Below are 26,784 nucleotides of genomic sequence, written 5' to 3' on the forward strand. Positions count from 1 at the left end.
CGAAGCCACGCAAAAATGGCCACAGCCCCTTGGCGCCAGCCCCGCCCCCATGTAGGCTATCCCCATGGCTAAACCCTTCCAGCGTGTCCTGCTCGTCAGCAAATACCGTGACCCCTCAGTCCGCCCCGGACTGCAAAGCCTGCGGGATTTTTTGCTGGCCCAGGGCCTGCCTACCTTTCTCGAAACCGGGTGTGCGGCAGATATTGGCGAAAGTCTGGGACTACCACTACTCTCTTTCGCAGAAGCAAAAGCCGATTCGGACCTCGTCATCGCCCTCGGCGGCGACGGTACCCTGCTGGGGACGGCGCGGCAGACCGCACAAAGCGGTATCCCTATTCTCGGTATCAATCAAGGGCGTCTCGGCTTTCTCGCCGACCTCTCCATCGACCAAGTCAGCGAAGCCTTGCCGCCCATTCTGGAGGGCCACTATCAACAGGACCTGCGCAGCGTCCTCCTCGCTGAACTCTGGCGTGGGCAGGATTGCGCCTATTCTGGCCTCGCCATTAACGAGGTCCTCATCCACAAGGGCGGTGGCGAGAGCATGATCGAATTGCAGGTGCAGATAGACGATCGCTTTGTCTACACCCAGCGCGCTGACGGACTCATCATCGCTACCCCCACGGGCTCCACGGCCTACGCCATGTCAGCGGGTGGGCCCATCCTTACACCCACTCTAGCGGCGCTCCTCCTCGTCCCCATCTGCCCCCATACCTTGACCGCGCGGCCTCTGGTCGTCGCCGATACCGTAAAAATCCGCGCCCGCCTCACGGCCCGCCGCCAGCCCGCCGCCCTCAGCCTGGACAGTCATTGCAGCGTCCCCCTGGAGATCGGCGACGAAATCGTCATCCGTCGTGCATCCTGCTCCGCTCGCTTCATCCACCCTGAGGAAGAAAACTTCTTCCAGATTCTGCGTGGCAAACTGCACTGGGCTGAGTCCCCCGGAGAAGACTGATGCTCCTCAACCTGCAAGTGCGTGACTTTGCTTTGATTGATGCCATCAGTGTCGATTTTGCGGTTGGGCTGACCGTACTGACCGGCGAAACCGGCGCGGGCAAGTCCATTCTGGTGGACGCCATCGCCCTGCTGCTCGGCGACAAAGGCCATGCCGAAGACATCCGCCATGGTGCCGAGCAGGCGGAAATCAGTGCCGAATACGGACTCAGTCCGGAGCACCCCGCACGCCAGTGGCTGCGCGAACAAGAAATCGCAGACGAGGACATCTGCCTCCTGCGCCGCATCATTCAGCGCAACGGCCGCAGCCGTGCCTTCATCAACGGTCGCAGTGTCACCAATGGCCAGCTCAAAGAGTTCGGTGAAACCCTGGTCGAGCTTCTCGGCCAGCATGCGCATCAGAGCCTGCTTCAGCCGGAGCGCCAACTGTTTCTGCTGGATCGTTTCGCCGGAGTGGAGACAGCCCTCAGCGCCGTCGCCGACCGCTACCGGCAATGGCGTCAGGCCGCCCAGCGCTGCGCCGCATTACAGGAACAGCAGGGCAAACAGCACGAACAGGAAGACTGGCAGCGCTTTCTGCTCACCGAGTTGGAAGCCGCCGACTTGCAGGCCGATGAATGGGAAAACCTGCGCGGCGAGGAACAGCGCCTCGGCGCCGTGGAAAAGCTCCGGGAAAATATCCTGGCCGCCCTCGCCCGGCTGGATGGCGAAGATACCGCCGCTGGGCGCGCCCTCGCCGAAGCGCAACGCCACGTGAGCGCCGCCCGCGCCCACGATCCCCGTCTCGCGGACTGCGATGAATTGCTCAACTCGGCCCTGATTCAAACCGAAGAAGCCATTACCAGCCTGCGCGCCTATGCCACCAACCTGGAGGCCGATCCAGAGCGGCTGGAAAGCATCGCCCAGCGCCTGCAACTCCTGCAGGATCTGCAACGTAAACACCACTGCGACATAGCCGGGCTGCTGACCAAGCTAGCCACGCTGCGCCAAGAGTTGCTGGCCCGCGAAGATCTCGATGCCACGCGCAGCGCCGCCGAGCACGAACTGGCCCAGGCGCGGGCGGCCTACCGCGGGGACTGTGCAATCCTCAGCAGCGCACGCCAACAACAGCAGGATGCACTGGCCCAGGCCGTTGTCGCGCAAATCCAGCAACTAGGTATGCCCCATGCGGCCATCGAGCTACGCCTGGACAGCCATCCCGAAACCGAAAAACAGTGGCGCGATACCGGCTGGGATCAGGTGGAAATCTGGATTACCGCCAACCCCGGCCATCCCGCCCAACCCCTGGCCAAAGTGGCCTCCGGCGGCGAGCTGTCACGTATCGGCCTTGCGCTTCAGGTTATTCTTGCCGCGCCCGAACGCATTGATACCCTCATATTCGACGAAGTGGATGTGGGCATCGGCGGCGCGGTCGCCGAACGGGTTGGCCGCCTGCTGCGCCGCCTCGGTGCGCGCCAGCAAGTCCTCTGTGTCACCCATCTGGCACAGGTAGCCGCCCAGGGACACCAGCACCTGCGGGTAGAAAAACAGGTCATGAACGGGCAGACCCTCAGCGCGGTTCGCACACTGAACCGCACCGAACGCCAGCAGGAAATCGCCCGCATGCTGGGCGGCATTGAAATCAGCGACGCGGTAACTCAGGCGGCAGCCGCCTTACTGGCCAGCACCGAACTCTGAGCACGCACGCATCCCTTTTGCAAAAATCCGGACATCAGGCGCAAACTGCGAGAAACATCACCTTGGCAGTCCCCCCGCCGGTCTCCCAGCAAAACGTGGACGACGGCCTACCGGGTCGACACAACGCCAAGTTGTCCCGTTCACAAGAGAATATTCGGGCGTAGCCAACAGTCCACACTAGGCCTTGACGCTCGGGTCGCTTACAATCTGGCTGGTGAGGGATATTCTGGGCACACAAATGCGCGTCCAGTGCCAAAAACCCGGAGAACCGATGGCGGCCGATTTTATGGAAGGATACAGCACAGACCGCGAGTCAGTCGTCCCGACGCGCGTAGAATATAACAGAGCCGACTCCATCCCGCGGCGGGTATTACTGGTCGCTTTGGCGATACTGCTACTGGTGGGCGGCGTGGTCTACGTCGCGGTTCGCTCTATTCATACCCTCGGCAACAGCAGTGATACGCTCATTCATGTCGGATTACCCCTGCAAGAACAACTGCTAAAGATTAAAAACACCCAGCATCAAGCGAATTTTTTTCGTCGACTTGCCCAAGTGCTGCCGCAAGCCGGTTATGAAAAGACCTTCACTCAGCTGGTGAACAGCGAAGAGGATGCTCTGCAAACACTACAACGCGCCACCCATAATCACCCCGCTCTCACGGTGGCCATGCAACAATTGCAAAGCAGTCTGGCCACCTATGCGCAGACCGTTGGCAATAGTGCCCCCGAACAGACCAGCAAAGCCGCCGTCGAAGAAAAATTTCAGGCCGTACATCTAGCGATAGCGACACTTCTCACCCAGCAAAGCGCTGCAGCCGCTGCGGCGCGAACCCGTGCCGTCCAGCTCCTCTATGCATTGGTCTTCATCACCGCTTTACTCAGCATACTCATCCCCTGGCGGGTAGCCACCGCCCTGACCCGACCCCTCAAGGACTTTCGTCGTGCCGTGGAAGATATTGGCGCTGGCAAACTGACGAATGTCGCCAGTGAAGGCCCTCAGGAGCTCCGCGATCTTGCCCGCAGTATCCAAAGCATGCAGGCACGGCTGCGGGAAGAAGAACGTTTGCGACATGAATTTCTCAGCCAGGTATCCCACGAGTTGATAACCCCGCTGGCCTCGGCACGTTCCGGCAGCGAGCTCCTGCTCAGTGAGCGCATCGGCCCGCTGTTGCCGCGCCAGCACGAAGTGCTCGAAATCATCGTCCGCCAAGTCAAAGAGTTGTATGCCGCCATCCATGAAATGCTGGATATGCACGCCCTGCAAGCGCGTTCCCTGGATTTTTCACCGCAGGATCTCCCGGTTGCCGAAGTGCTGGTCGACCTGCAAAACCGTATGCAACCACTAACGGATAAAAAAAATCAGACCTTGGATTGTAACGGGGCGGAGCAACTCAGTGTCTACGCCGATCCGCAAAGACTGCGCCAGATTCTGACCAATCTGGTCAGCAATGCCCATAAATACAGTCCGGCAGACGGACGAATTGAGGTCCGTGCAACGGCGCAGCAGAAGGGTGTTCATTTTAGCGTCAGCGACAATGGTCCCGGTATTCCTGATGCCCTGCTGGAGCGGGTCTTTGAACGTTTCTATCAGGTACCGGTCAGCAACAGCCTGCCGCGCGGCACCGGCCTGGGTCTGGCGATTACCCGCGAACTGGTGGCCGCCCAGGGCGGCTGGATCAGGATGCACAATCGCCCCAGCGGCGGTCTCTGCGCTGAAATCTGGTTACCCGCTGTGCGCAACGTCGAAGCCATTTGATGCGCCGACACACGAGCCTCCTTCCGATTTTTGCCACCCTCAGCCTTGCCGCAATGCTGAGTGCGTGCGCACAAATTACCCCCCCCCTGCCCAGGGCAACACGCAACATACCGCTCAGCGATCTCGCCCACTGTGGCCAGGCCACATCCGCTGCTTGCGCACGCATCCACGTGGCGTTAGCCAATGCTTACTTGAGTAACGGGCCGCTGGATAGCACGGCACTGGGAAATGCGGCGAGAGAGTTGGGGCTAGCGGCTCAGAATAAGGAAGTGGCTGCCAAGACACTTCCTCTGCGGCGCATCGTCCACGTTCTGCAAGAACGCACAGCCACCAATTACGCATGTATAGCAGAACTCCGAAAGACCCGGACACAATTAGCGGCCACCCATGCACAATCCGCAGCCGCACAAGCACGTCTGCATCGCCTGGAAAATCTCCTCCACGACCATGCCGAAAAATCTCTTGACCACCACGTTCTCAAGCGGCCCTAAGATGCCCAAACTTATCCCCACCATTCTCACCATTGACGATGATCCCGACTTTCTGCGCCTGCTCGGTCTCTGGCTGGAAAGTGAGGGATATTGTGTTCTGGCGAGCAGTGATCCTGCCCAAGGCATGCAGATTTTGCACATGGAGAGACCCGATCTGGTCATCACCGATCTGCGCATGCCGGGCATGGATGGGATGGCCGTGCTCGAGGCGGTGCAAACGCTTGACCCCGACCTGCCGGTCATTCTGCTCACCGCCCATGGCAGCATCCCCAACGCGGTTGCGGCCATGCGTGCGCAGGCATTCGGGTACCTGAGCAAACCCTTCAGCAACGAAGAGCTCCAAGAGCTAACCAAAGCCGCCCTTGTACAGCGCCACGCCAGTCAGGAAACTCGCAAACTGCGGACAGCATTGCGTGAACAGGCGGGGCAGAGCATTCTCCACCGCAGCCCAGCCATGGCCGCGCTGGTGGATGAATTGGCGCGTATTGCCAGCTCGAAAGCCAGCGTTTTCCTTTCCGGAGAAAGCGGCTCCGGCAAGGAACGTGTCGCCCACGCCATCCATGATGCCAGCCCGCGCTGTGACGGTCCATTCATTGCAGTCAATTGCGGTGCCATACCCGCCGAGCTGGCGGAGAGTGAGCTCTTTGGCCACGTCAAAGGCGCCTTCACCGGCGCCACTCAAGACCATGCCGGATTAATCCGCAGCGCCAACGGCGGCACCCTCTTCCTGGATGAAATTGCCGATTTACCTCTTATCCTGCAGGTTAAATTGCTCCGCGTCCTTCAGGAAGGCAGCCTGCGTCCCGTCGGCGCGAAAACAGAGATGACTGTCGACCTGCGAGTCATCAGCGCTACCCATCAAGATATTCATGCCCTTACCGCCAGTGGTGCCTTCCGCGAGGACCTTTACTATCGCCTGCATGTCATCCCGCTGCGGGTTCCCAGCCTGAGTGAAAGAGCGGAAGATATTCTCCTGCTGGCCCAGCACTTTCTTGATCGGGAAAGTCAGCGACTGAATCGGGATATTCTGGGCTTCAGCCCCGAAGCCCTCGACAAACTGATGCAACGATCCTGGCCCGGCAATGTCCGGGAATTGGAGAATGTCGTCACTTTTGCCGCGGCAGTCACTGAAAAAGGCTGGGTCGCTGCCGACACCATTCCCGACACAGGTCGCCAAGGCGGTCAGAGTGCTTTTCCACCCCTGCAAGATGCCAAGGCTGCCTTTGAGCGCGCCTATCTGGAAAACCTCTTGCGCGCTACGGATGGCAACATCTCCCGAGCCGCGCGCATAGCTGGCCGACATCGGACTGATCTTTACAAATTGATGCGCAAACACAGTCTGGCTCCGCAGCTTTTCAAGGGTCAGGAGGATCGGGATGAAGAATAGCGATACGCCGGTGCTTTGCCCCCATCACCGATTTTGCTATGCTGAGCCTACTTTGACTCCGTCACCGGCCTGATGACACTACCCGTCCCCATTGCCCAGAAACCCCTCCTCCAGCGCATCCACCTGCGTCGCTGGTTCGCTCAGGGTTTGCTCATCTCGCTACCCATTGGGCTGACGGTTTACGTAGTGCTGTGGATTGGCGGCTGGCTGAACAGCCTTTTTGAGGCACCGATTAAGGCGCTTTTTGGCGTCGATATCCCCGGTCTGGGCTTGTTGCTCACCCTGATGACTATTCTTGGTGTCGGTTTCCTCGCCTCCCATGTCCTGACCTCCTGGATTTTTGAGAAACTGAACACCGTACTCGGACGCATTCCCGTACTGCATAGCCTCTACAGCACTATTCACGAAACGGTAGGCTTGCTGTTTGGCGGGACGGACCGTGGTTTCCGTAGTGCCGTACTGGTTCGCCAAGGCGGCGACATGGGTTATCTCATCGGTCTGGTCACCCGCGACACCCTCAGCGAACTGCCCCGGTTGCCCGAGGAATGTATCGCGGTGTTTATCCCCATGAGCTACGGTATCGGTGGCTTTACCTGCATCGTACCACGCGACAAGGTCATCCCCCTGCCCGATCTCACCCCGCAGCAGGCTCTGCGCTTCGCCATGGCGGGCGGGATGGGGGGAGGAAAAGCCATCCGTGATAAGCTGGGTGCCAACGGTGAATCAACCAGAGGCACAGCAACAAGTCATTCTGATCCAAACCAGTGATAACTCCATTCAGTGGGCGCTTTGCGGCAAACCCACAGTCTTCGTTATACTCTTGTCATACTAAATAAGGAGATGAAGCATGGCTGAAGTGCGCAAAGCAGTCTTCCCCGTGGCCGGCCTGGGCACTCGTTTTCTTCCGGCCACCAAGGCTAGCGCCAAGGAAATGATGCCGGTAGTGGATAAGCCACTCATTCAATATGCTGTGGAGGAAGCCATCGCCGCAGGCTGCGACCAACTCATTTTCATCAGCGGACGTGGCAAGCGTGCCATCGAAGACCACTTCGACGTTTCTTACGAACTGGAAATCGAGTTGGAAAAACGCGGCAAGATGGCCTTGCTGGAGCAAGTGCGGGGCGTTCTGCCCAGCCATGTCAGCACCATTTTCCTACGCCAGCCCTACCCTCTTGGGCTCGGGCATGCGGTGCTGATGGCTCGCCCAGTGGTGGGGGACGAACCCTTTGCGGTTTTATTGGCCGACGATCTTATGCTCGGTGACCCACCCGTGCTCGCACAAATGGTAGAACAGTACCACCGCTATCAAGCGGGTATTCTCGGTGTTGAAGAAATTCCACGGGAACATTCCACCCGCTACGGTGTGGTCGACGCGCGGCCCTGGGATGATCGTATTTACCAGATTAGCGGCATCGTCGAAAAACCCAAGCCCGAAAACGCGCCCTCTAATCTGGGCGTAGTGGGACGCTACATCCTCCCCGCGCGGGTGTTTCACTTTCTGGAACAGACGCAGCAAGGCGCGGGTGGCGAGATTCAACTGACGGATGCCATCGCCCACCTGTTGAAAGAGCGGCAGGTGCTGGCCTATCTTTTTTCCGGGCGGCGCTTTGATTGCGGCGACAAACTTGGCTATCTGAAGGCGACCATCGCCTTTGGCAAGTTGCACCCCGAGATAGGTGCCGATTTCACTCAGTACATTGACAGCCTTTGCCAACACCCGGCCCCGGTTGAGACCTTTCCGTGACTCCCTTCATTCTCTCCGAAAGGAGCGCTATCATCGCTCGTTTCCCCGAAGAGCGCATGCATCCATGATCATCATCGACGGCGTTACCGAAAGCGGTGGCAAATTCCGCCCCTCCGCCTGGGCGGAGATGCTCATTGAAGGGGTTGGACTGGCTCATTTCGGCGCCGACCACAAGATTCATTACCTGCCCCTCATTGAACCCGCCACTATCAATGGCAACGCCGCCATTATCATAGACGAGAGCCTAGAAGAGATTCGCCCGGAGGCCTTTGCCGAAATCATGCGCTTCGCCGCCGAAAATCGCCTGCAGGTGCGGCATGAAGAAGGCAGCATCGCCGATCGCCGGGTACAGCAACCCACCCGCCGCCACTACCAGACTCAGCGCCGCCATACCTGATGGCAGAACGTCCGTCCGCCTCCGCCCGCCTGCGTTTTGCCTGGACCATCGGCATCATCATCATTACCTATGGCGTCCTTGCCATCGCCCTGAGCGTCCACGTCATTGGCCAACAAAGCAGTGCGCGTACGGACCTCTATGTCACCTTGCAGGCTCTGGATCAACTGCACCGGGAAGCGCTCTCACAAGCACCTACTGACCAGGAACGCCAGGCCATAGAAGCCGCCTGGCACAACGAACGCGCCTTCGCCGCCGCATCTCCGCTGCAAGCCTGGCATGTGGTACAGACGCTGGTCTCCCGCCTGAATCGGGAATATCCCGGTAATGCCTGCGGCCGCAACGGCCCCTCTTTCGTCACAGCCGACACGCTCCCAGCTCAGCATGCCTGTATGGTCGCCATGAGAGTCAAAGGTGATGTCGTTCAGGCCACGGGCTATGACACGCAAGGCATCGCCATGGACAACTTTTATGAATACCTCTATGCCCCTGTCGGGCGCTCGGGCTGAAGGCACAACACCGCCCCCATCCTGCATATCGCCGGGGTCCACCATAGTTACCGGGATGGGTTGAATGTGCAGCAGGCAGTCACATGGCCATCGCTTGCGCGCTGAAATAGGGCCTCACGATCAGAGGTCACGGACCTTGGCTTGGCAGATCATCGACTCAACGACTGCCACGTCTAATCCGGCCGTTAGGACGCACTGTGACGCGCCAATTTGTTGCATGCAACAAATTATCTGGGCATACTGCTCCGGGTCACTCAAGAGAGGATTTCATGATGACCACCCACGTGAATGAGCGCGTCCAAAAGTGCCGCAATGCTCTGCGCAGAGCTGGCCTCCGTCCAGTTCAAATCTGGGTGCCAGACACGCGCCGCCCCGGATTTGCAGAAGAGTGCCATCGCCAATCCCGATTAGCTGCCCAAGCAGATAGGGCGGATACGGATCTGATGGAGTTTCTGGATGACGCACTGGATGATTTGGACGAGTGAACGACGCGCGGCGTGGTGATTTGTTGACGGTGGCTATACGGGGTGACTTCGGGAAACCAAGACCGGCGCTGGTGGTGCAGTCTGATCAGTTTAGCGAGCAGGCGACCGTCACCGTGTTACTACTGTCGGGAACGCTAGTGGATGCGCCATTGTTCCGGATAACAGTACATCCTGACGGGACCAATGGATTACAAAAGACTTCACAGATCATGGTCGACAAGGTAATGACGGTAAAGCGCGATAAGTTGGGCCCCGTATTTGGTTCCGTTAGCGCGCAGGTGATAATAGAGGTGAGTCGTTGCCTGGCGGTGTTTTTAGGTATCGCAAAGTAGCCGTTTGTCGCCAACCGGGCGAATTTTCACCCGTGCCGGTTCTGCCTGGATCTGCGCTGGTTCCAGTGCTTCTTCGGCGGGGAGTACGACATAATCCAGACTAGTATCTTCTGCCTCGACGTGCTCATGGCTTTGATGATGGCCTGTATGACCTCCATCCCCGTGACTTCATTCTCCACGCCTAGTGATGGTCATGCAGTCACATGGCCATCACTTGCGCGCTGAAATAGGGCGAAGGCACTGTCGGGTAGGCTCTGTAGATATGCCGGAACACGTCATCGGCTTTCATTTCGACATCCTCTTCGGCAAAGGAATCCAGCGGCAGCCCTATCTCCTCATCCCAAAGATAATCTCGAATCACCACACGTACTGAGTCTCGGGTCGCTTCCTTATCTCGCCAGTGATCCACGCGAAGCTTTTCGGCCTTCAGTTTTTGGAGCAATTGCACAGCAACCGCCTTGATTTGCTTGATCTCGACCACACTGAGTTCCGGCTTCTTCAACAGATCGAAAATGGCCAGAGACTCTTCATCCAACCCTTCGCGGACCGCCCGGTGCTCCTCTTCATCCAGTTCCTGAGCCAACTTTAACAAAGCCTCGAAGGTCTTTTCGATGGTGACGCGGTCCTTCTCACGGTTGTACTCCGCGACGATCTGTTCGTAGTGTTGCTGAAAGTCGGTGCGCAGCGGGTTTTGCAGCAACAGGCGCTGCAGCCGCTGCTCCACGGCCTGGCGCAAGGTCTGAACAGTGGTGTTCTTGCGCGGGCTGCGTTCAAACTCTTTATGGAGCCGGTCGAAGTCGATTTTGCTGATGTCGTACCGCGCGGATTCCTCGCCCACGCGGTCGGGGTTCACCTCGATCACCCCGTCCACCACCTGATGCAACTGCCGGATAATATCGGTGATGTCGGCCTGCTCACGATCCTGTTGCAGGCTCTTGTAGACCATATTGATCGCATCTCTATCCGCGCGATGGGCATTGACGCCCTGCGCGTTGATGCAGGCCTTGAACTTCTTGAACACCTCCCGGCACATCACCTCGAAACGCTTGCGGCTCTCGTCGTTTTCGTTGGCGGCTTCCTTGCACGCTACGATCGCGGCGTTGCGCCCGAAGCTGGTCTTCTGGATGACATCATCCAGTGAGGCCTCACGGTCATCCAGAAATGTGCGCACCAGGGCAATCGCCTCGGCCAGGTCCGCCAGTAACTCCTCTTCCGGTCGCGCGGGGTCGATCTCGCCCTCCTCCCCATCCGGCTGCGTCCCGGCGAAGGTCGCCAGCGCCTTGCGCAGGTGCTTGAGGATGCCGCAGTAATCCACGATCAAACCGTTGTTCTTCCCTTCGTTCACGCGGTTGGCACGGGCGATGGCCTGCATCAGGGTGTGGGCCTTGAGGGGTTTGTCGAGATAGAGGGTGGAAAGACTCGGCACATCGAAGCCGGTCAGCCACATGGCGCAGACTATAGAGACGCGCAGGGGGTGCTTCTCGGCCTTGAAAGCATCATCCAGAGCCATGGTCTGCATGTTGCGATACTCGGGTTTGGCACGCATGGACGCGGGCAGGTCGATGCCTTCCTTCATCAGCCTGCGGTGCGGGAGGATGTCCAGATCCCACTTGCGGAACTTGTCCACCTCACCCTGCTCCTCGCTCACGACCACGGCCATGCGGGTCTCGCGCATCCAGTCCATCTGGCGCTGGCTGAACACTGCCTCTTGTTCGTCACCAATTTTGGGCAGTGCCTTTTCCATCTCGCGGATGCGCTCGTCCCAATAAAAGCCGATCAACTTGTGCATGCGCACGCAGGTCACCTTGTCGATGCACACCAGCATCGCCTTACCGGTCTCCCATGCGGTCGAGTAGTGCTGCACGAAATCCCGCGCCACCTGGTCGAGGCGTTTGTCGGCGGTGAGAATGTGATAGTCGCGCTTGAGTTCCTTCTCCAGCCGCTGCCCGACATCGATGTCGTCGGCCTCCAGCTCTTCGAGCTTCTCGGCAATGCGCTCGTTGAGGTCACCGATAGCGATGCCCAGCTTCTCGCCGCGGGCATCGTAGTACAGCGGCACCGTGGCATTATCTTCCACTGCGCGCTGGAAGTCGTAGGTGGAGACGTATCCGCCGAACACCCGCCGCGTGATCTCGTCATCCTTGAATAGCGGCGTGCCGGTAAAGCCGATATAGCTGGCATGGGGCAAGGCGTTACGCAGATTGAGCGCTAATGTGCCGTACTGGGTGCGGTGCGCTTCGTCGGTGATGACAATGATGTCGTCGCGCACGCTATAGGGCTGCTCCGGCTCAACCTTTTGGTTGAATTTCTGAATCAGGGAAAAAATATAGGCCTTGTGCCGGGTCAACAGTGCGTTCAGATGATGGCCACTGGCGGCGCGGCATTGCTCCTGCTCGCCGACCACGCCGCAACCGGCAAAGGTCTTGTAGATCTGGGTATCGAGGTCGTCGCGGTCGGTCAATACCAGAAAGGTGAAGTTGCCACCGAGTTTGCGATGCACCTTGCGGGTAAACATCACCATCGAATAGCTCTTGCCCGATCCCTGGGTATGCCAGAAGACGCCCAGCTTGCCTTGGCGCGTCTTGCGTTCGCGCACCGCCGCGATGGCGCGGTTAACGCCGAGAAACTGGTGATTACGGGCGATGATCTTCCTCGGCGCGCCGGCGGACTCATCGAAGAGAATGAAGTTTTCCACCAGATCCAGAAAGTTGCGCCGGTCGCACACGCCCTTGAGCAAGGTCTCCATATCCACCGCCCCCGGCGCTTCCTCGGCCAGGCGTTTCCACTCGTTGAAGTGTTCCCAGCGACTGGTGATGGAACCGATCTTCGCCTGTTCGCCATTGCCGAAGAGGACAATGGCGTTATGGTGGAACAAATGCGGAATGGTGTCGCGGTAATCAGAGAAATTCTGCTCGAAAGCGGTCTTGAGCTTCTTGTGGAGGTTTTTGCACTCGATGAAAAGCAGCGGCAAGCCATTGACGAAACCGATGATGTCCGCCCGCCGCCGGTAGAGATCGCCCTTTATCCACAGTTCGCGCACACAAAGAAATTCGTTGTTTTCCGGCGCATCGAAATCGAAGACCCGTAGCCGCTGACGCACTCGCTCGCCTTTCTCGTTGCGAAAGGTGACCTGCACGCCGTCGCGCATCTGCTCGTACTTCTCGCGGTTGGTGGCGGCCAGAGTCTGGGAGGCGATCGTTGCGGTGATCTGCCGCACGGCGTCCTCATAGGTCGCATTCGGCAGATTCGGGTTCAGCGCCATCAACTTTTCGCGCAGTGTGCGCGTCAGCACCACCTCACGATCAGAAGCGCGGCCCAACAAACTGTCCGGTCCGAAGTCCTCATGGTTATAGGCATACACCGATTTCCATCCGAGCTGATGCTCCAGGTAGTCGGCGGTGGTCTGCTGGACGAGGGTGTCTTCGGTGTAGTTCATGCATCCCCTTTCGTGTCGGAGCCCACGGCCAACAGGTTCATCACCAGCCGCACCATCAAATCCTTGGCCTTCGGATCGCTCTCGGCGATCAGCAGCGTCAGCGCCGTCAGGCCATTTTCATCCAGGGTCAGGCGCATGCCCTCCTGGCGCAGATAGAGCAGGAATAAAAAGGCCCCGGAGCGTTTGTTGCCATCGGAAAACGGGTGGTTCTTGATGACGAAATAGAGCAGATGGGCGGCACGTTCCTCGCGGGTTTGGTACAGCGGGTCACCAAACATGGTCTGCTCGATATTGCCGAGGATGGCCGCCAGCCCCTCGCCCCGATCACGGGCAAACAGTTCGCTGGCCTCGCCACGGCTTCTTAATGCATCGGCCAGCGCATCCAGCGCCCGGCGCGCCTCCTCAAAACCCAAGACCCCACGAGCAGGCTGCGCACCGACGGGTATACCGAGCTTGTCCTCGTCGTAGTCCAGCAGCAGGCGCCAGGTTTTGGCATAGCCCAGAATCAGGTCGACCACTTCCCGACCGATGTCAGTCACTAATTCCTGCCGGGTCAGGGTCTTGCTCAACAGGTCCACCGCCTGCTCCAACTCGACCAGCCCCTGCTGGGCCAGCCGATATTCATTTATGCTGAATCCTTGGGTCAGGTGCTCGCGCAGCACTCGCGTGGCCCACTGACGAAAGCGGGTGGCTTGGGTGGAGTTGACGCGGTAGCCGACCGAGATGATGGCGTCGAGGTTGAAATGTTTGAGCTGGCGTTTTACCTGGCGCTTGCCCTCTTGGCGAACCACTAAGAAATTCTTAGCAGTTGCCGACTCCCGCAGTTCACCTTCCTGATAAACGTTTTTCAGGTGCATCAATATGTTTTCCGGGGTGGTCGCAAACAACTCGGCCATCTGCTTCTGAGTAAGCCAGACCGTATCGCCCTCCAGCCGAACCTCGGTAGCATCACTCCCGCCAGCTTGGGGATAGAGCAGGATTGGGACCTGCAAATCGAGAGCATTCATGTGACGCTCCTTGTCGATGGTCTGATCATTTTCTGAGCTATTGCAAAAAATGCAACAGCTGCCGTTTGGGTGGTGCGCGAGCTCATGCGGATTTCCCTACCTGACGAACTATCCGGAATTTCCGGATAGTGGAATCTCGCTCTAGTTCACCTTCCGAAAACATGTGGTCAGGGTACCCATTAATGGTGCGGGTACCCTTGCCGAATAGCTCCGCCATCTGCTTCTGGCTCAGCCAGACGGTTTCCCCCTCCAACCTCACCTCCACCTGCTGGCTATCAGCCTCAAAAATCACGATGCCATTCATAGCACCTTCTTACTGTACCGCCTCCCAAACGCTATCCAGCCCGAAGTGCTCTTCGTTATAGGCCAACACCGACCGCCAGACGAACCGCTCCACCAGGTAGTCGACGGTGATCTGCCGGACGAGAGAATCTTCGGTGTAAGCCTTCATTTCAAACGACTGGGAACTCGCCATCAGGCCGCCTGACAAGGTGCCCCTTTACAATATCACTGCCGATAATCCGCAATCTCACTCCGAGTTCCTTCGCCACACGACGGGCATGCGCCTCCTCCTTCTCCTGAAATTTCGCGAGAAACGAGCTCTTCCATTTTTTTCCATCCCGCTCTTTCAGCCGGGTGGCTATTTCTTCAGGCCGCCCCTTAATAAGGATGAGTTGATTGGGCTTCATGGCTCGAAATACTTCAACATCAATGGGCTCAATCTCATCTTGACCGTTGATCAGAGTGAAATGGCCGTCAAGCAATAAGCGGCCATGTTTCGCTTTGGCGTTCGCAAGCTCGTGCAACAAAGCGGTCTGATTATCGCCAACACCATCAACGCGCTTGTCGTGATCGGTTTTCCGCCCGTGTTCTGCGATGAGAGAGCTGGCCGTCACGCATTGATATCCCGCTGGCTCAAATACATTCCGGCTAATTGTAGTTTTCCCTACACCGTGAATCCCACCAACAAAAACCATATGGGCAGCGACAGATGGTATAGCTGACTGGTTTTCCAAAATTACCCTCATGTCAGCATCATCGAGATAATAAAATGACTGCGGCGGGGCTTTTACTCCTGAGAGACAAGACAAACCCAATGACTCCCTCATCTCATAAACCTTACCGAGAGAGAACGCACTCGCAGTTTTCTGTCCATAAAAATATTCTCGAAAGAAACGTCTAGATATTCCAGAGCCAGCAGATGTTATATTCCAGACTCGCGTAGGCGAACTGATAATGCACCCTAAAACCTCCGCGACAGCTACAATCTTCATCACGGGAGCAGTGCAATAAAACACCAAATGAGATACCTCATACTGAGGAACAACTTTCCGATATTCAAATATTTTCATGCCGCTCAGAATATTGGCGACATGCTGTGGATGGATAGAAATTAGCGCTGCTCTACCCATCAATTATTCCACCGGTTAATACAGTAAAAATATTGTTCATGCGTTATCTTCCGTATGCTTCGTATAGGTCCCCTAATGCCTACCCGCTCAAGCTCAGCAATACTTATTTTAGGAAACGTTCGCATGAGCCTGAAAAGTATGACAAGCGCTTTTCTCTGCAGCTTTTCCTCGACCTCCCTTCTTGAGTAAACGGTTCGTTTAGAAACCAATGGTAGCACTCGTTCGACATCACTTCCACGATATGTCTGCTCAACCACACCAACACATTCAACACTTTTTCGATCACCAGATCTATAAAATAACAACAAGTCACCTAACTTAATATGATTCGTATTCGCATGGCATATATACGCTTTTTTAATGGTATTAGACTGCGGGCCATACATGCTCGGATCATCCGCAAATAAACCTCTTGCGGTATCACTTATATCGGCAAAAAGATCGTTGTGATATTCTGGCCTTATCGGAACGATGAATTTCCCAACCTCTTTCCCTTCGATGTAATGCGGGTAGTAGTCGACTGCAAAAGTCAACGGGTCTATTTCATCTTCCGGTATATCTGGTGGCAGCATTTTCTTTAGGTAAACATCATCTCTACCAGCATATTTTCCAGCATATTTAAAACCATAATCCTCACATAATGACACCAGCATCTCGTGCTCGCTACCAAAAGTGTGGAGGTATACGTAGAGAATTTTATGCTCTGAAGCATACTTAAAAGCGGTGTACAAAAGCCTTTCCCCTAATTTTCTTCCTCGAACATCATACCCGATTTTAAATGTGCAAAGCTTTAGCGTCTCACCATTCAAGGCAGGGCCGCCATCAACAACACAAGGATTGCTCTCTTGCTTATAAATGCATATTGCCTGCATGGTCCCATTATCACTAATACACCAAGCCTTTCTTTGTGCCTGCGACGACCTTAAATACCAGTCATTAAATCCTTCATACCCATCGCGCAGCGAATCAAAAAAGGGTTGCTGAACATTAAACTCGTGCAGATATCGTTCTTGAATCCCGAATGGCGGCGGATGCTCTGCCTCAACCTGAGAGCTAAGAAACGCGAGAAACTGATCTAGATAGTGAACCGACTCTTGAAATTGAGTCTGCCGGGCCTTTTTATGGATGTCTTTGTCGTTTGTGACTAAGAAATGAACTGCGCCTCGACACAAAGCGTGAAGAAGCAGGTTATCTATTCGATCATTATCGCTGCCCTGCCTCCATCCGTATTGCTGCAGCTCTGCCTCGGACAACTGAGGAGGAGAAGGAATTGTCTGGTATTGCCTCAATCTAGAGAGAAGGATGTCCCGTCTCTGCTCATCCCTATCCCGTCTGATATCCTCTTGTTGGGATGGATGGATATATAGATCGTGACCATTTTTCTCTGACAGCCGACACATCTGGGCCAGCAAAGGATCAAGTGGTTGTGCTGTATCCTCCAATGGTATCAATATATTTGTGTCGAGTAATATATTCATCTCTACCCGCTAATCATCGTTATATAAAGCCAGTTTTCTACATATTTTAATCATTTAAATATTGATACTAACCACTATACTGCCACCTCCCCGTTCATTAGGCGCGGCAGGAGCAGGTCACGGGATCTTTCCAGTTTCAGAGTTGATTTTTTTAATATGCGCACTTGGTTAATGATGTCACTGGCGAACCCAGAAAACTCATTGACCAGCATGGCAGTTGGAATAACAACCGCCATATCTCGAAACCGGCCCTTACTTATTTCGGGATAGGTGGTGCCTTTTGCGTTGCTCCGAATTTCTTCCACCCGACTCATGAGATTGAACAATAAGTACATCCGCATTTCGTCCACGTGCGGAATGATATTGATGAACCCTTGATTCGTGCAGACCTCATATTCCATCAGCGCGAAAAAGCCCACAGATGCACGACTTGTCATCAGAATGGTCTCAGTTGGGACCATCTTTGCTGATGATTCCCGTAGGCCTTTCTCTGTGATCTTGCGTTCCGAATCGAACAAAGCCAGGCAGTCGTTCTTTGTGATGTCGGACGGGACAACCCAGGTTATGTCACCATACCAGTATTCAGAAGATTTGGTTGAAGGCGTACCCCCACCGACCGTTTCGCAAATGTCGGCGATCTTTTTCTTCTCCCACCCATCCGGCACGCCATCTTTGACTTTGACGTGTTCGTGGCCGGGGAAGCGGAGGTGTACGAACCACTCCTTGTAGAGCAGCCGTGCGGCCTGTTCCAGCAACTGTATCCGCCGCCGGTTGTTTTCGATCAAGTCGTCGTAGGCCGAGAGGATGGAGGCGATTCGTCGCTGTACGTCGAGAACTGGTAGCCGTACTTCGAAATCCGGAAATTTTGCCAAGGGAACCCGGTCGACCGTAGCACCGCTGATAATGTTGGCTTCAACTACGGTTCGCCATGAGGGCGTCAGAAAGTAGTAATGCAGAAAGCGTGGGTAAACCTTCGTCGGATCGGGACGCACTAATGCCATACGTCGACCAAGGCAACCCCTAAACCCTTCTGGAATCAGCGCATACCGGTGCAGCGTCGCTTTATAAGAGAACACGATATCGTTTTCTCGTGGAACCACTCGTTTGGTCCACCTCGGATATTCCCGATCCGAAACATGCCGGATTTCGCTAAAGTCCAGTGTGCCTTGAGGAGTGACGTTCTTGATGCCGAGAAATATCGGCCCCTCATCTGCTTCCTTAGGTGTCGCATGGGGTCCATCATAGATACCCAAAGCGAAGTCCTTAATCGGGCCAACGTGGTGGCTATTCATACCCCCAATTCCTCAAAATTCCTTTTGATCGTCGCGGCTAGGGTGACGGCCTCGGCGTTGAGGTCTTCCAGTTCCACATGAATTTCGCGCAGGGTTTCCTCGAAGTCGAAGTCTTCGTCCACCTCCTCGGGAACAACGCCGACGTAGCGGCCGGGGGTAAGGCTCCAGTCGTTGGCCTCGATCTCCTGGAGGTCCACCAGTTTGACCAACCCTTCCACATCGCGCAGTTGGGCCTCGGGGAAGCGTTCGGTGAGCCAGTGGGCCTGTTTCCAGAAGTAGCGCACCTGCTTAAGTTGTTCGACGGTGATACCGCGCGCTTCGTCCGCGGCCTTGCGGGCGCGGGTGATGTCGCGGCTCACCCAGGTGTCGCTGTCCTTGGCGTGGCATTCGCTTTCGCAGGTGTCGATAAGGCGGGTGGCGAGTTTGTAGATGAGGTCGGTCTGTTTGATCAGGTCGCGGCTTTGTTCGGCGATGGGCTCGAAGGCTTGGGTGAGCTTGAGCAGCGCGGCGTTGGTGTCGGGCGCGGCGTCCCATTGTTGGGCGGCCTGCCGGGCAGCGTTGCGGAACTGCTCGATGTCCTGTTCGAACAGGTCGGTTTCTTTCTCCAACTCCTTCAGCACGTCGGCTTGCGGGCCGGTTTGGGGCTGGCTTTTCAGAAACGATGCCAGACTATTGCGCAAGGCTTTCAGGGCGTCGCTAAAATCGGGCAGGGGCCGGAAGGTCTGGCCCAGGTCGTCTTCAACGGCAAAGCAGCCATACGCTTCGTCAGTCACGTCACCGAGATACTCCGACACCAGTTGCAGGTAGCGGTCGGTTTCACCCCGATAGAGCCAGACGATGGCCAACAGGTTCTGCTGCTGCTCGGGACTAAAATCGTAGATCTTACGCGTGACCTTACGGTAGACGTTGCGGGCGTCGATCATCAGCACTTTGGCTTTGTGCGCCTTGGGCTTGTCGCGGTTGAAAAACCACAGCTCGCAGGGCACGGTGCGGGTGTAGAAGAAATTGGAACGGATGGCGATCATGACGTCAACATCGCCGGTCTCGACCAGTTTCTGCCGCAGCCTGGCCTCGCCGCCGCCAGCACTGGAGGCCTGGGAGGACATAACAAAACCAGCGCGGCCCTTATCGCTGAGGTAGCTATAGAAGTAGCTGATCCAGATGTAGTTGCCGTTGCTGACCTTGTTCTTTTTGTTGACGCCGGGCAGGCCAAAGGGCAGGCGCGGGTCGGACTTGACCTTGTCGGCGTCAATCTCGTCGACATTGAAGGGCGGGTTGGCCATGACGTAGTCGGCACGGCCAACCAGTTCGTGCGGGTCTTCGTAGTAGGTGATGGCCTTCTGGATGTCGCCTTCCAGGCCATGCACGGCCAGGTTCATCTTGGCGAGGCGAATGGTGGTGGCGTTTTTCTCCAGGCCGCGGAAGGTGAGCTTTTCCGTGGGGCTGTCGCCGTGTTCCTCGACGATGCGCGCGCTTTGGACGAACATGCCGCCGGAGCCGCAGGCCGGGTCGAGCACCGTACCGCGCTCAGGGTCTAGCACGTGGGCGATGAGCGAGACCAGCGAGACGGGGGTAAAGAACTCGCCGCCGTCATGGGCGCCCTGCCCGGCGAACTGAGTGAGGAAGTATTCGTAAATGCGGCCGAAGACGTCGCCTTTGACCTTTTTCAGCTCTTCCGGATTGAGAGTCCGTAACAACTGGCCAAGCACCTGGTTGTCCAGCTCCTGAAATTCGCCCTTGGGTAGGATGCCGCGCAGGTTATCGTAGTCCGCCTCGATGGATTCCATCGCCTCGATGATGGCACGGGCACGGTCGGCGCTGTCAGGCAAGGCCACGAGGGTATCGAACTGCGCCTTGGGCCGCAGATAAATCGCGCTCTGCTGGGAGAAGTCTTCCTTGGTCAGGTCGCGGGTTTTGCCGCCGCGACTGGGCAGTTTGGGCTCGATCTGCTCCTTCACCGACAAATAACGGCTGTAGGCGTGACGCAGGAACACCAGACCCATGACGGGCATGAAGTATTCATTGCTGGCGTAGTTGGAGTTGGCGCGCAGGTTGTCGGCGGCACTCCACAGACGTTTTTCGATGGCTTCGATGTGTTCGAGTTGCGACATTAATTTTTAGCCTTGAGCATGCCTCTACAATATTATCATTGGATTAAACGGCCTGTTGGCCATTATCTATGACGAATTGTAAAGTGCAAGCATCAAGATCGGCGGGTTATGTCCCGCCATGTTAAACCGCAGGCCACATCGGTACGCGCCCAGCCCCGTCAGGCTGCCGGGCAAAGCCCTGTCACTCCGTCTCCCCGGCCTGATAGGCGGCAATGGGGGCATGCCGCTTTTGCGCATAAGCCTTCAGATAAGCCACCTCCTTATGCCAGGCCTTTACCCCCTTGGTGGCAATCCATTCCTGCTTCATCTGCTCAGGACCCGGCACCTTGAGCAAGGTCGTGGGCGCGTAGGCTTCCCCCTTACCCGGAGGCGGCAACCCGGCACCATGCTGCGCCTGATGGGCTTTGTACCAGATATACCATTTTGAATCCGGGCGCAGAGGATGCCCGGAAGCCCCGGCCTCGCGGCGCATCAGGGTGTAGTCATCACATTGGCCCGCATTGAACGCAACCGGTACCTGCATCGGGAGCAGCCGGGTCTCGGCGTAATCCGGATGATGCGTCCACATGCCGGAGAATACGCCAGCATTTTCGTCCCATTGCGACATCGGCGGCAGCCCGAGGATGGCTTCGGTCGTTTTGAGCATGTTCACTTGCGAATAGAGGTGGGTCTCCAGATAGTCCCGCCTGACCCAGGGCCCCACGGCCAGCGCGAATGTCCGGTGCGCATTGAGGTGATCGGCTCCTGACTGGGCATCGTCCTCGGTCAGGAACACCACCATGTGTTTCCATTCCGGTGTGGTGGACAAATAATGAATAAACTTGGCCGTCGCGTAGTCATTGTTGGCCACGTAATAATTTGGCGTGTAATAGCACGGCGAACGACCTGCGGTGTGATCATCCGGCAACCAGATGTAAATAAAGTGCGGGAATTGGGCACCCGGATGAGCCTGCAGCCATCGTACCGCCATTTTTTCGCGGTAGGTGTCGAGCATCATCCGATCCCAGCCGGGGAAGCCGGTGGCCAGATGCTTTTTCATCGCTGTGGAGATATTGCCCGCCTGGGAACGCGAGACAAACTCGCCGAAGTCCTCAAACGATACCTTATGATCGAGCAAATCATTAAACAAAAAAAGGCGCTGCGGATAGCTGATCCAGGGGTTGGACCACTTGCCGAGTACCGAGAGGTTTTCATAAATCGCATAAGGGTTATCAACACCGAGAGGTATACCACCCGTTCCGCTCGCGCCACCTGGTAACAAGGACTGCGTCCAGCCCGGATTGGGGACCAGGCCACGCCCAGAGTAGTATTCCGGCCAGGTACGCTGCACAAAGTCGGAATCTGAAGCCGCCGTCGTCCACTGGTGGCCCTGCGCAGTCACCTCGCCATCGGCCATGAAATTCACAAACAAGGTGTTATGACGGGCAAGATGATAAAGATTAGGCAGATCCTTGGGCCCATATAGGTCAAGACGCGGCTCCGCCCAGGCCCCGGCGCGTTGGTAATCGCCCAAGTCTTCGTCGAAGGTCTTGTTCTCTCGCAAAATGAAGACCACGTAATGGATGTGTTTGCGCAGAAAGGCAGTGGTTTTGAGGTCTTCAGCGTGACGCACATGGCGTTGGGCAGCAGTAAAACCGTCATTGCGCAGGCTTTTCCGGGTCCAGGCCGGGAGATGGGTCGAGAGGTCATTCAGGTCAATTTTCTGAATGAGTCCGCCCATCATGTCGCCCACCCACTGGTGATCGACGTTGGGGCCGGAGCCCAGGCCTTTGGCGCCTACCACATAGAGGGCGTTGCCCACATGGGTGATCGCCGTTGGGTACCAGCCTGTCGGGATGAGGCCGAGGCCTTTGCCAGTCTGCGCATTATAGACGGCGACGTCGTTGTTGCCGGCATTGGCGACAAAGAGTTTACCATCGGCGATGGTCAAACCGTCGGGATAGCTGCCTGGCGGGGCGTCGGGATAGGGGCGGTCATTGAGGAAGCGTTTGACGCTGAGATTGATGGTGTCCACTTCGGCGACACGGTCGACATTGGCGAGGGCTACAAAAACATCCGGCGATTGAGGGACGGCAGCCAATGCCGTGGGATGGACACCGGCAGCGGTATTGTCGGGACCGGGAGGGGGACCGACACGCACGGTACCCAATAGCTGCATGGTCACAGGGTCAATCACTGCCACGCCATTCCCGCCCCAGAGGCTGACCACCAGTTTCTGGCCGCCATCGGCAAAAGTGACCGCGTAGGGGTAGGGTCCAACATTCAGGTAATCGGTCTGTCCACTCTGAATATTAACCCGTGCCAGACTGTTGGACAGCATACCCGTCACATAGAGATGTTTACCGTGGGGACCCACAGCAACGGCATCGGGATAAAACAGTCTGGGCTGATTAATGTGGTGCCCCTGATATTCGTAAGGGTACTGGCCTTTTGGAAAAGGTTGCCAGGTCAGAGGATAACGGCGTAGGAGCGTGGGCTTGCCACCTCTTAGCGCAAAGGCGGCGACATCGCCACTCTCCCCACCGGCTGCATAGATCGTCTGGTCGGCGCCTGCCACCATGCCTTGAAAGAAGCTTTGATGAGCGATGGTTTCACCGTGCAAATCAGTAAGATCGTTGGGCCGGGGAGCCGCTTTCTTGGCATCTTTTTTGTAGGCGGCAATTTCTGCCACCCGCTCCAGGGTCTTCTGATCGTAGAGGGTGATGGTCTGCGCGCGCGTCGCTCCGTTGGCCATGGCGGCCACATGATTCCCTACCGGCACTACCGCAGTCACGAAGTTGGGGGCACCATTGACCAAGCCCACGGGACTGACGATACGCCCTGTAGGCAGGATGTGGGTCACCCGGCCTTTGTTTTCTGCACTGACGTGGATCGGGCCTTTGATGTTGCGGGTGTTGAGGGGGGACACGCCCGCAGACCACGCATCGTCAGCGCAAAAAATGTTTAAAAACAGCATGAAAAAACATACCGACAGATTCAGACACCCTTTTTCCATTACTTTTACTCCTCAGCACAACAGTATGGCGATTCGCTGTCGACACGACCGAAAAATGGTGTTAGCCGCGTTTAACCCCAAATTTTTTTGTCCATGCTTGTACGAATGCAGGTGAAACCGCCGCTTTTGCGAAGGTATCCGGCTGCCACGGATCGCGAAAGCCCCCGGAAAATGGAATGCCCTGATTCTTCTGACCAGCAAGGTAGTGGATCATCTGCAAAGCAATTTTATTAGATCGCTGCTGCGCAAATACCGAACACTGGTGAAAGTACGCGTTCATTGGGGTTGGGATTCCCTTTCATGTACCCCTCGTTATCTGCCGCCAAAGCACTAAACTGACTTGGTACGATGGTGCCATTTGCCTTAGCCATATAGTTACTAAAATTTACCACCCTTGCTCCGATCACGACATCGCCCATCGACAGTTGTGGCAGATGGGATCCGGCAGTTCCCGGATCAATCATGATACCCGGCTTAAAAATACGCTCCAACAGATAGGTGTCGATTGCCGTCAGCCTGAAGCTACCGATATCTCCCATCGTAAACTGAAACATGCCTTCATGATACCACCTTATATTAGTCATAACGGAGGTATATTGGCGGTATGTATCGGGACTGGCTGGCAACATAAGCCATGGAACCATACACCGTTAATATCACGCTGAAGCAGCCGTAGCTAATACACTAAAAACCCACCTTCTTTTGTTCCCATTGTGGGCGCATTCAGAAACCATAAGATTACCTTTTAGTCAATAAAATCGGGCACTGCACCTGCTTAAATGAAAGCCTATGCAGTGCCCGTGAACTCAGCCGGATTAACCGCCCAGCACTTACTGGAAGCGAACGCTCACATTGCTCCCAACAAATACGGGGGCCCCAGCCTGCCCCCGGTAATACGAGAACGGTTTCGTAACCTGTTCTGCGTAGACCAGATAGTTATTGTCGAGAATATTATCGGCGTAAAGACTAAACTTGACCGATTTCACATAGGTCGACTTGATCGGCACCTCATAGGACGTTGTAAAATCCAGCGTGTCATATGACGGCAAAGTGACACCTATCGTTTGGCCCTTGTTAGTCGCCATATATTGACGTCCGACAAAGTGGCCAGTAAGCGCTGCATAAAGACCGCCATGCTCGTAGCGGATACCTGTTGTTGCAGTGTACATCGGGATGTAAGGGCGGTATTCTCCGGGATAGGCCGTGCCGTTCACACCAGTGGATAACGTACTGTATTTAGCGCTGGTGTAATTATATGACCCGAAAAGCGAAACATGGTCTTTAATGGGTACACCCAAATCAAGGGTAACTCCCTGATACAAGGCATTGCCATTATTGTACTCATAAGTCATTCCGGTAGCAGGATTGTAGTACTCGCTGAAAATATTATTAAAGTTGCGCCTGAAAACGGATAAATTACCAGATACTACATCACTCGTGTATCGCACACCTGCATCGTAACTAATATCACCTTCGGGCTGAACAGAGATGGGCGCCGGTGTTGGAGTTGTTCCTATGGCCGAATAGAAAGCGCTGATATTCGGCACCTTGTTTGTCTTGCCCACACTGAAATACAGATTCACGTTATGGATCGGCGTATAGGAAAACCCAAGAGAGGGCTCCCAGAAGTAGTAAGTGTTATTTACATGGCCACCATAGCTGTAATAATAACCAGTCACGTCATCACAACCAGTTGACACAATATTATACTTAACTCCGGGATATATATGGAGGGCACCATTAAGCAGGTTGATATTATCCTGAAGATAAACATAGTTATAATTACGCGAGTCATGCTCATTCCAAGCATTGTTATACCCATCGACATTCGGAACCGGACTGCTGCCGTACCAATACTCGGCACTGTGATCCTGACTGTAATCCACCATCGCACCCAACTCAATGGTGTTGTGCGGCGCAAAGAACGTCATCGATGGCAGGAAACCAATGCTTTGAATGTTATCGATATAGTTGTGGAACTGCGTTCCTGCCGCTCCCGAGCCAAACAGGGCCACCGGATTATAGCTATTGTTTACCGATGGATACGCCGCCCAGGGCTCGAGATTGGTCCCCACCGGGTAACCATCATAAGTAGCATAACCATAATAATTATGGTTATAGTATGCCGCATTGGTGAATGAGGTTCTGTTCGCCGCCTGTTGCTGTATGAAGACTTTCGTTTTAGCGAGCATGTAATTGTTTAATATACTTTTCCACGATAATATTACATTTAGTGCGTGGGTATTCGTGCTACTGGACGCCACATCCAGCGGTGGCTGGTAAGACCGTCCGTTCTGGGCAAGCAGAGTCAGCGGTACTAAAGATGGTTGACGCGCTGACTCATTGTTATAAACAGCAATCAGTTTTAATTGAGACAGCCCATTGTTATATGGCTGAACCAAGGCAAAATAATACGAATTTATTTTGGCGAAGATATTATTCATAAAACTTGGGGCATGCGTATAGGAGTATTTGAACAGCATTTCGGTGCCCGTTCCTGGCAGCGCCCCGCTATTCACCGCAAAACCCGTTGTGTAGTTGCCGCCGCGATACCCATACTTTCCACCAGAGGCATCGACATCCAGATAATACTTTGATGTGGGCAATGCAGGCTCGTAAGAAATCGTGCCACCAAGCGAGTTTATACCATTTTGCGAGGGTTGATTAGCGCCGCTATATACCTTCACCGTAGAAATCTGACCCATCGTAAGCGGAGTAAAAGCGTGATTATCACCCGTACCACCGGCACCACCGCGAAAGGTATTAATAATTGGCACCCCATCAAAGTTCGACGCCATCTGCGCGCTCGTAAAGCCTTGGTAGGTGAACTCGTTATCGGTGGCAGACAGGTTACCCGGCCCTTGTGAAATAACATTCATTCCAGGCACGTGCTTTAATACCGATTGAAAGTTCTGCGCCGGTGATGCATGAGTCACGGTCTTCTTACTTACCGAAGTCACCGCTTTTTCCGGAGGCGCAACCTTTTTCACGGAACCAACCTCTGTCACGGCCCCGGAAGGGTTTTGACTTTCGGTAGAGGCGACGACACCGGCACCGTCGGCATAAGAGAATGTGGTAGCAGATACACTGACTGCCGCGACTACTGCCGCATAAAGTATCGCCGGTGCCATCGTCGAAACAACAGCCTCCGCCCGTCTGCTGATAAAGATTTTATTACCCTGTCTAATTTTCATCCAAGTTTCTCCCTCTATAGTTGGTGACACAATAAAACATTAGATAAATACATACCATTTTCACAACCCATACAATGCTATTTTTATTATATGTAAAAAACCACCCCACAACACATAAAAGCTACCAACAAAT

At 55.5% G+C, this 26,784-nt stretch carries 23 protein-coding genes; 11 read left to right on the top strand and 12 right to left on the bottom strand.

From position 1 onward, the window contains the following. Positions 1–64 precede the first annotated feature (64 nt). The 9 genes from H2515_RS12350 (at position 65) to H2515_RS12390 (ending at position 8,909) form a co-directional block, all read left to right on the top strand. Positions 65–952 (top strand): NAD(+)/NADH kinase, encoded by an 888-nt coding sequence (locus tag H2515_RS12350; protein WP_198660266.1) that lies wholly within the window; start codon positions 65–67, stop codon positions 950–952. Further along, the gene (gene recN / locus H2515_RS12355) at positions 952–2,628 is read left to right on the top strand and encodes a DNA repair protein RecN (RefSeq protein WP_198660267.1); all 1,677 of its coding nucleotides are present in this window, start codon (positions 952–954) and stop codon (positions 2,626–2,628) included. The genes H2515_RS12350 and recN overlap by 1 nt, the downstream gene beginning before the upstream one ends. 271 nt (positions 2,629–2,899) lie before the next feature. Continuing rightward, entirely contained in the window at positions 2,900–4,384 is a 1,485-nt protein-coding gene (locus H2515_RS12360) for a sensor histidine kinase (RefSeq protein ID WP_065413510.1), read from the top strand. Then, positions 4,384–4,875 carry a hypothetical protein gene (locus H2515_RS12365; RefSeq protein ID WP_014028154.1) on the top strand — a complete coding sequence of 164 codons (492 nt, stop codon included), beginning with the start codon at positions 4,384–4,386 and terminating at the stop codon, positions 4,873–4,875. The genes H2515_RS12360 and H2515_RS12365 overlap by 1 nt, the downstream gene beginning before the upstream one ends. Position 4,876: 1 nt before the next feature. Further along, positions 4,877–6,262: a sigma-54-dependent transcriptional regulator gene (locus H2515_RS12370; protein WP_035191824.1), complete on the top strand. Its 1,386-nt coding sequence runs from the start codon at positions 4,877–4,879 to the stop codon at positions 6,260–6,262. 72 nt (positions 6,263–6,334) lie between these two features. Beyond that, positions 6,335–7,030 carry a DUF502 domain-containing protein gene (locus H2515_RS12375; protein WP_198660268.1) on the top strand — a complete coding sequence of 232 codons (696 nt, stop codon included), beginning with the start codon at positions 6,335–6,337 and terminating at the stop codon, positions 7,028–7,030. Positions 7,031–7,109: 79 nt separating this feature from the next. Further along, positions 7,110–8,006 (top strand): UTP--glucose-1-phosphate uridylyltransferase GalU, encoded by an 897-nt coding sequence (gene galU, locus H2515_RS12380; RefSeq protein WP_065413512.1) that lies wholly within the window; start codon positions 7,110–7,112, stop codon positions 8,004–8,006. 64 nt (positions 8,007–8,070) lie between these two features. Further along, positions 8,071–8,403, top strand: a complete 333-nt coding sequence (locus H2515_RS12385) for a DUF3579 domain-containing protein (protein WP_035191827.1) — start codon at positions 8,071–8,073, stop codon at positions 8,401–8,403. Beyond that, on the top strand, positions 8,403–8,909 hold the full coding sequence (locus H2515_RS12390) for a hypothetical protein (RefSeq protein WP_035191828.1): 507 nt from the start codon (positions 8,403–8,405) through the stop codon (positions 8,907–8,909). Before H2515_RS12385 ends, H2515_RS12390 begins: the two co-directional genes overlap by 1 nt. A gap of 254 nt (positions 8,910–9,163) precedes the next feature. On the opposite strand, the gene H2515_RS16140 is transcribed toward H2515_RS12390, so the two are convergent. Beyond that, positions 9,164–9,304: a hypothetical protein gene (locus H2515_RS16140; RefSeq protein ID WP_232821381.1), complete on the bottom strand. Its 141-nt coding sequence runs from the start codon at positions 9,302–9,304 to the stop codon at positions 9,164–9,166. Between H2515_RS16140 and H2515_RS16570 the strand changes: the two genes are divergently transcribed. Both H2515_RS16570 and H2515_RS12400 read left to right on the top strand, forming a co-directional pair. Then, on the top strand, positions 9,257–9,394 hold the full coding sequence (locus H2515_RS16570) for an antitoxin MazE-like protein (protein WP_368604810.1): 138 nt from the start codon (positions 9,257–9,259) through the stop codon (positions 9,392–9,394). The genes H2515_RS16140 and H2515_RS16570 overlap by 48 nt on opposite strands. Further along, positions 9,391–9,726: a type II toxin-antitoxin system PemK/MazF family toxin gene (locus H2515_RS12400; RefSeq protein WP_065413513.1), complete on the top strand. Its 336-nt coding sequence runs from the start codon at positions 9,391–9,393 to the stop codon at positions 9,724–9,726. The genes H2515_RS16570 and H2515_RS12400 overlap by 4 nt, the downstream gene beginning before the upstream one ends. Positions 9,727–9,925: 199 nt before the next feature. Here the strand turns inward: H2515_RS12400 and H2515_RS12405 are convergent, their stop codons facing one another. The 11 genes from H2515_RS12405 to H2515_RS12455 all read right to left on the bottom strand — a co-directional run bounded on the left by H2515_RS12405 (position 9,926) and on the right by H2515_RS12455 (position 26,651). Further along, entirely contained in the window at positions 9,926–13,162 is a 3,237-nt protein-coding gene (locus H2515_RS12405; RefSeq protein ID WP_198660269.1) for a type I restriction endonuclease subunit R, read from the bottom strand. Next, positions 13,159–14,169 carry a RhuM family protein gene (gene rhuM / locus H2515_RS12410; protein WP_014028145.1) on the bottom strand — a complete coding sequence of 337 codons (1,011 nt, stop codon included), beginning with the start codon at positions 14,167–14,169 and terminating at the stop codon, positions 13,159–13,161. The genes H2515_RS12405 and rhuM overlap by 4 nt, the downstream gene beginning before the upstream one ends. 82 nt (positions 14,170–14,251) lie before the next feature. Next, a complete protein-coding gene (locus H2515_RS12415) occupies positions 14,252–14,473 on the bottom strand; it encodes a hypothetical protein (protein WP_014028144.1) in 222 nt (73 codons plus the stop codon). 9 nt (positions 14,474–14,482) lie between these two features. Beyond that, positions 14,483–14,644 carry a hypothetical protein gene (locus H2515_RS12420; RefSeq protein ID WP_232821382.1) on the bottom strand — a complete coding sequence of 54 codons (162 nt, stop codon included), beginning with the start codon at positions 14,642–14,644 and terminating at the stop codon, positions 14,483–14,485. Then, on the bottom strand, positions 14,622–15,581 hold the full coding sequence (locus tag H2515_RS12425; RefSeq protein WP_014028142.1) for an AAA family ATPase: 960 nt from the start codon (positions 15,579–15,581) through the stop codon (positions 14,622–14,624). Before H2515_RS12425 ends, H2515_RS12420 begins: the two co-directional genes overlap by 23 nt. Next, positions 15,581–17,059, bottom strand: coding sequence for a PIN domain-containing protein (locus H2515_RS12430; protein WP_198660271.1), 1,479 nt, complete (start codon positions 17,057–17,059; stop codon positions 15,581–15,583). Before H2515_RS12430 ends, H2515_RS12425 begins: the two co-directional genes overlap by 1 nt. A 74-nt stretch (positions 17,060–17,133) precedes the next feature. Beyond that, complete coding sequence (locus H2515_RS12435; RefSeq protein WP_198660272.1) at positions 17,134–18,351, bottom strand: restriction endonuclease subunit S; 1,218 nt, start codon at positions 18,349–18,351, stop codon at positions 17,134–17,136. After that, complete coding sequence (locus H2515_RS12440; RefSeq protein WP_198660273.1) at positions 18,348–20,462, bottom strand: class I SAM-dependent DNA methyltransferase; 2,115 nt, start codon at positions 20,460–20,462, stop codon at positions 18,348–18,350. Before H2515_RS12440 ends, H2515_RS12435 begins: the two co-directional genes overlap by 4 nt. A gap of 181 nt (positions 20,463–20,643) precedes the next feature. Continuing rightward, the gene (locus tag H2515_RS12445; RefSeq protein ID WP_141672370.1) at positions 20,644–23,457 is read right to left on the bottom strand and encodes a bifunctional YncE family protein/alkaline phosphatase family protein; all 2,814 of its coding nucleotides are present in this window, start codon (positions 23,455–23,457) and stop codon (positions 20,644–20,646) included. Between the two features lie 230 nt (positions 23,458–23,687). After that, complete coding sequence (locus H2515_RS12450) at positions 23,688–24,011, bottom strand: hypothetical protein (RefSeq protein ID WP_198660274.1); 324 nt, start codon at positions 24,009–24,011, stop codon at positions 23,688–23,690. Between the two features lie 276 nt (positions 24,012–24,287). After that, entirely contained in the window at positions 24,288–26,651 is a 2,364-nt protein-coding gene (locus H2515_RS12455) for a TonB-dependent receptor (RefSeq protein ID WP_065413520.1), read from the bottom strand. Between the last annotated feature and the right edge of the window lie 133 nt (positions 26,652–26,784).

This window comes from Acidithiobacillus ferrivorans, from assembly GCF_016250455.1.
GTDB classification, from domain to species: domain Bacteria; phylum Pseudomonadota; class Gammaproteobacteria; order Acidithiobacillales; family Acidithiobacillaceae; genus Acidithiobacillus; species Acidithiobacillus ferrivorans.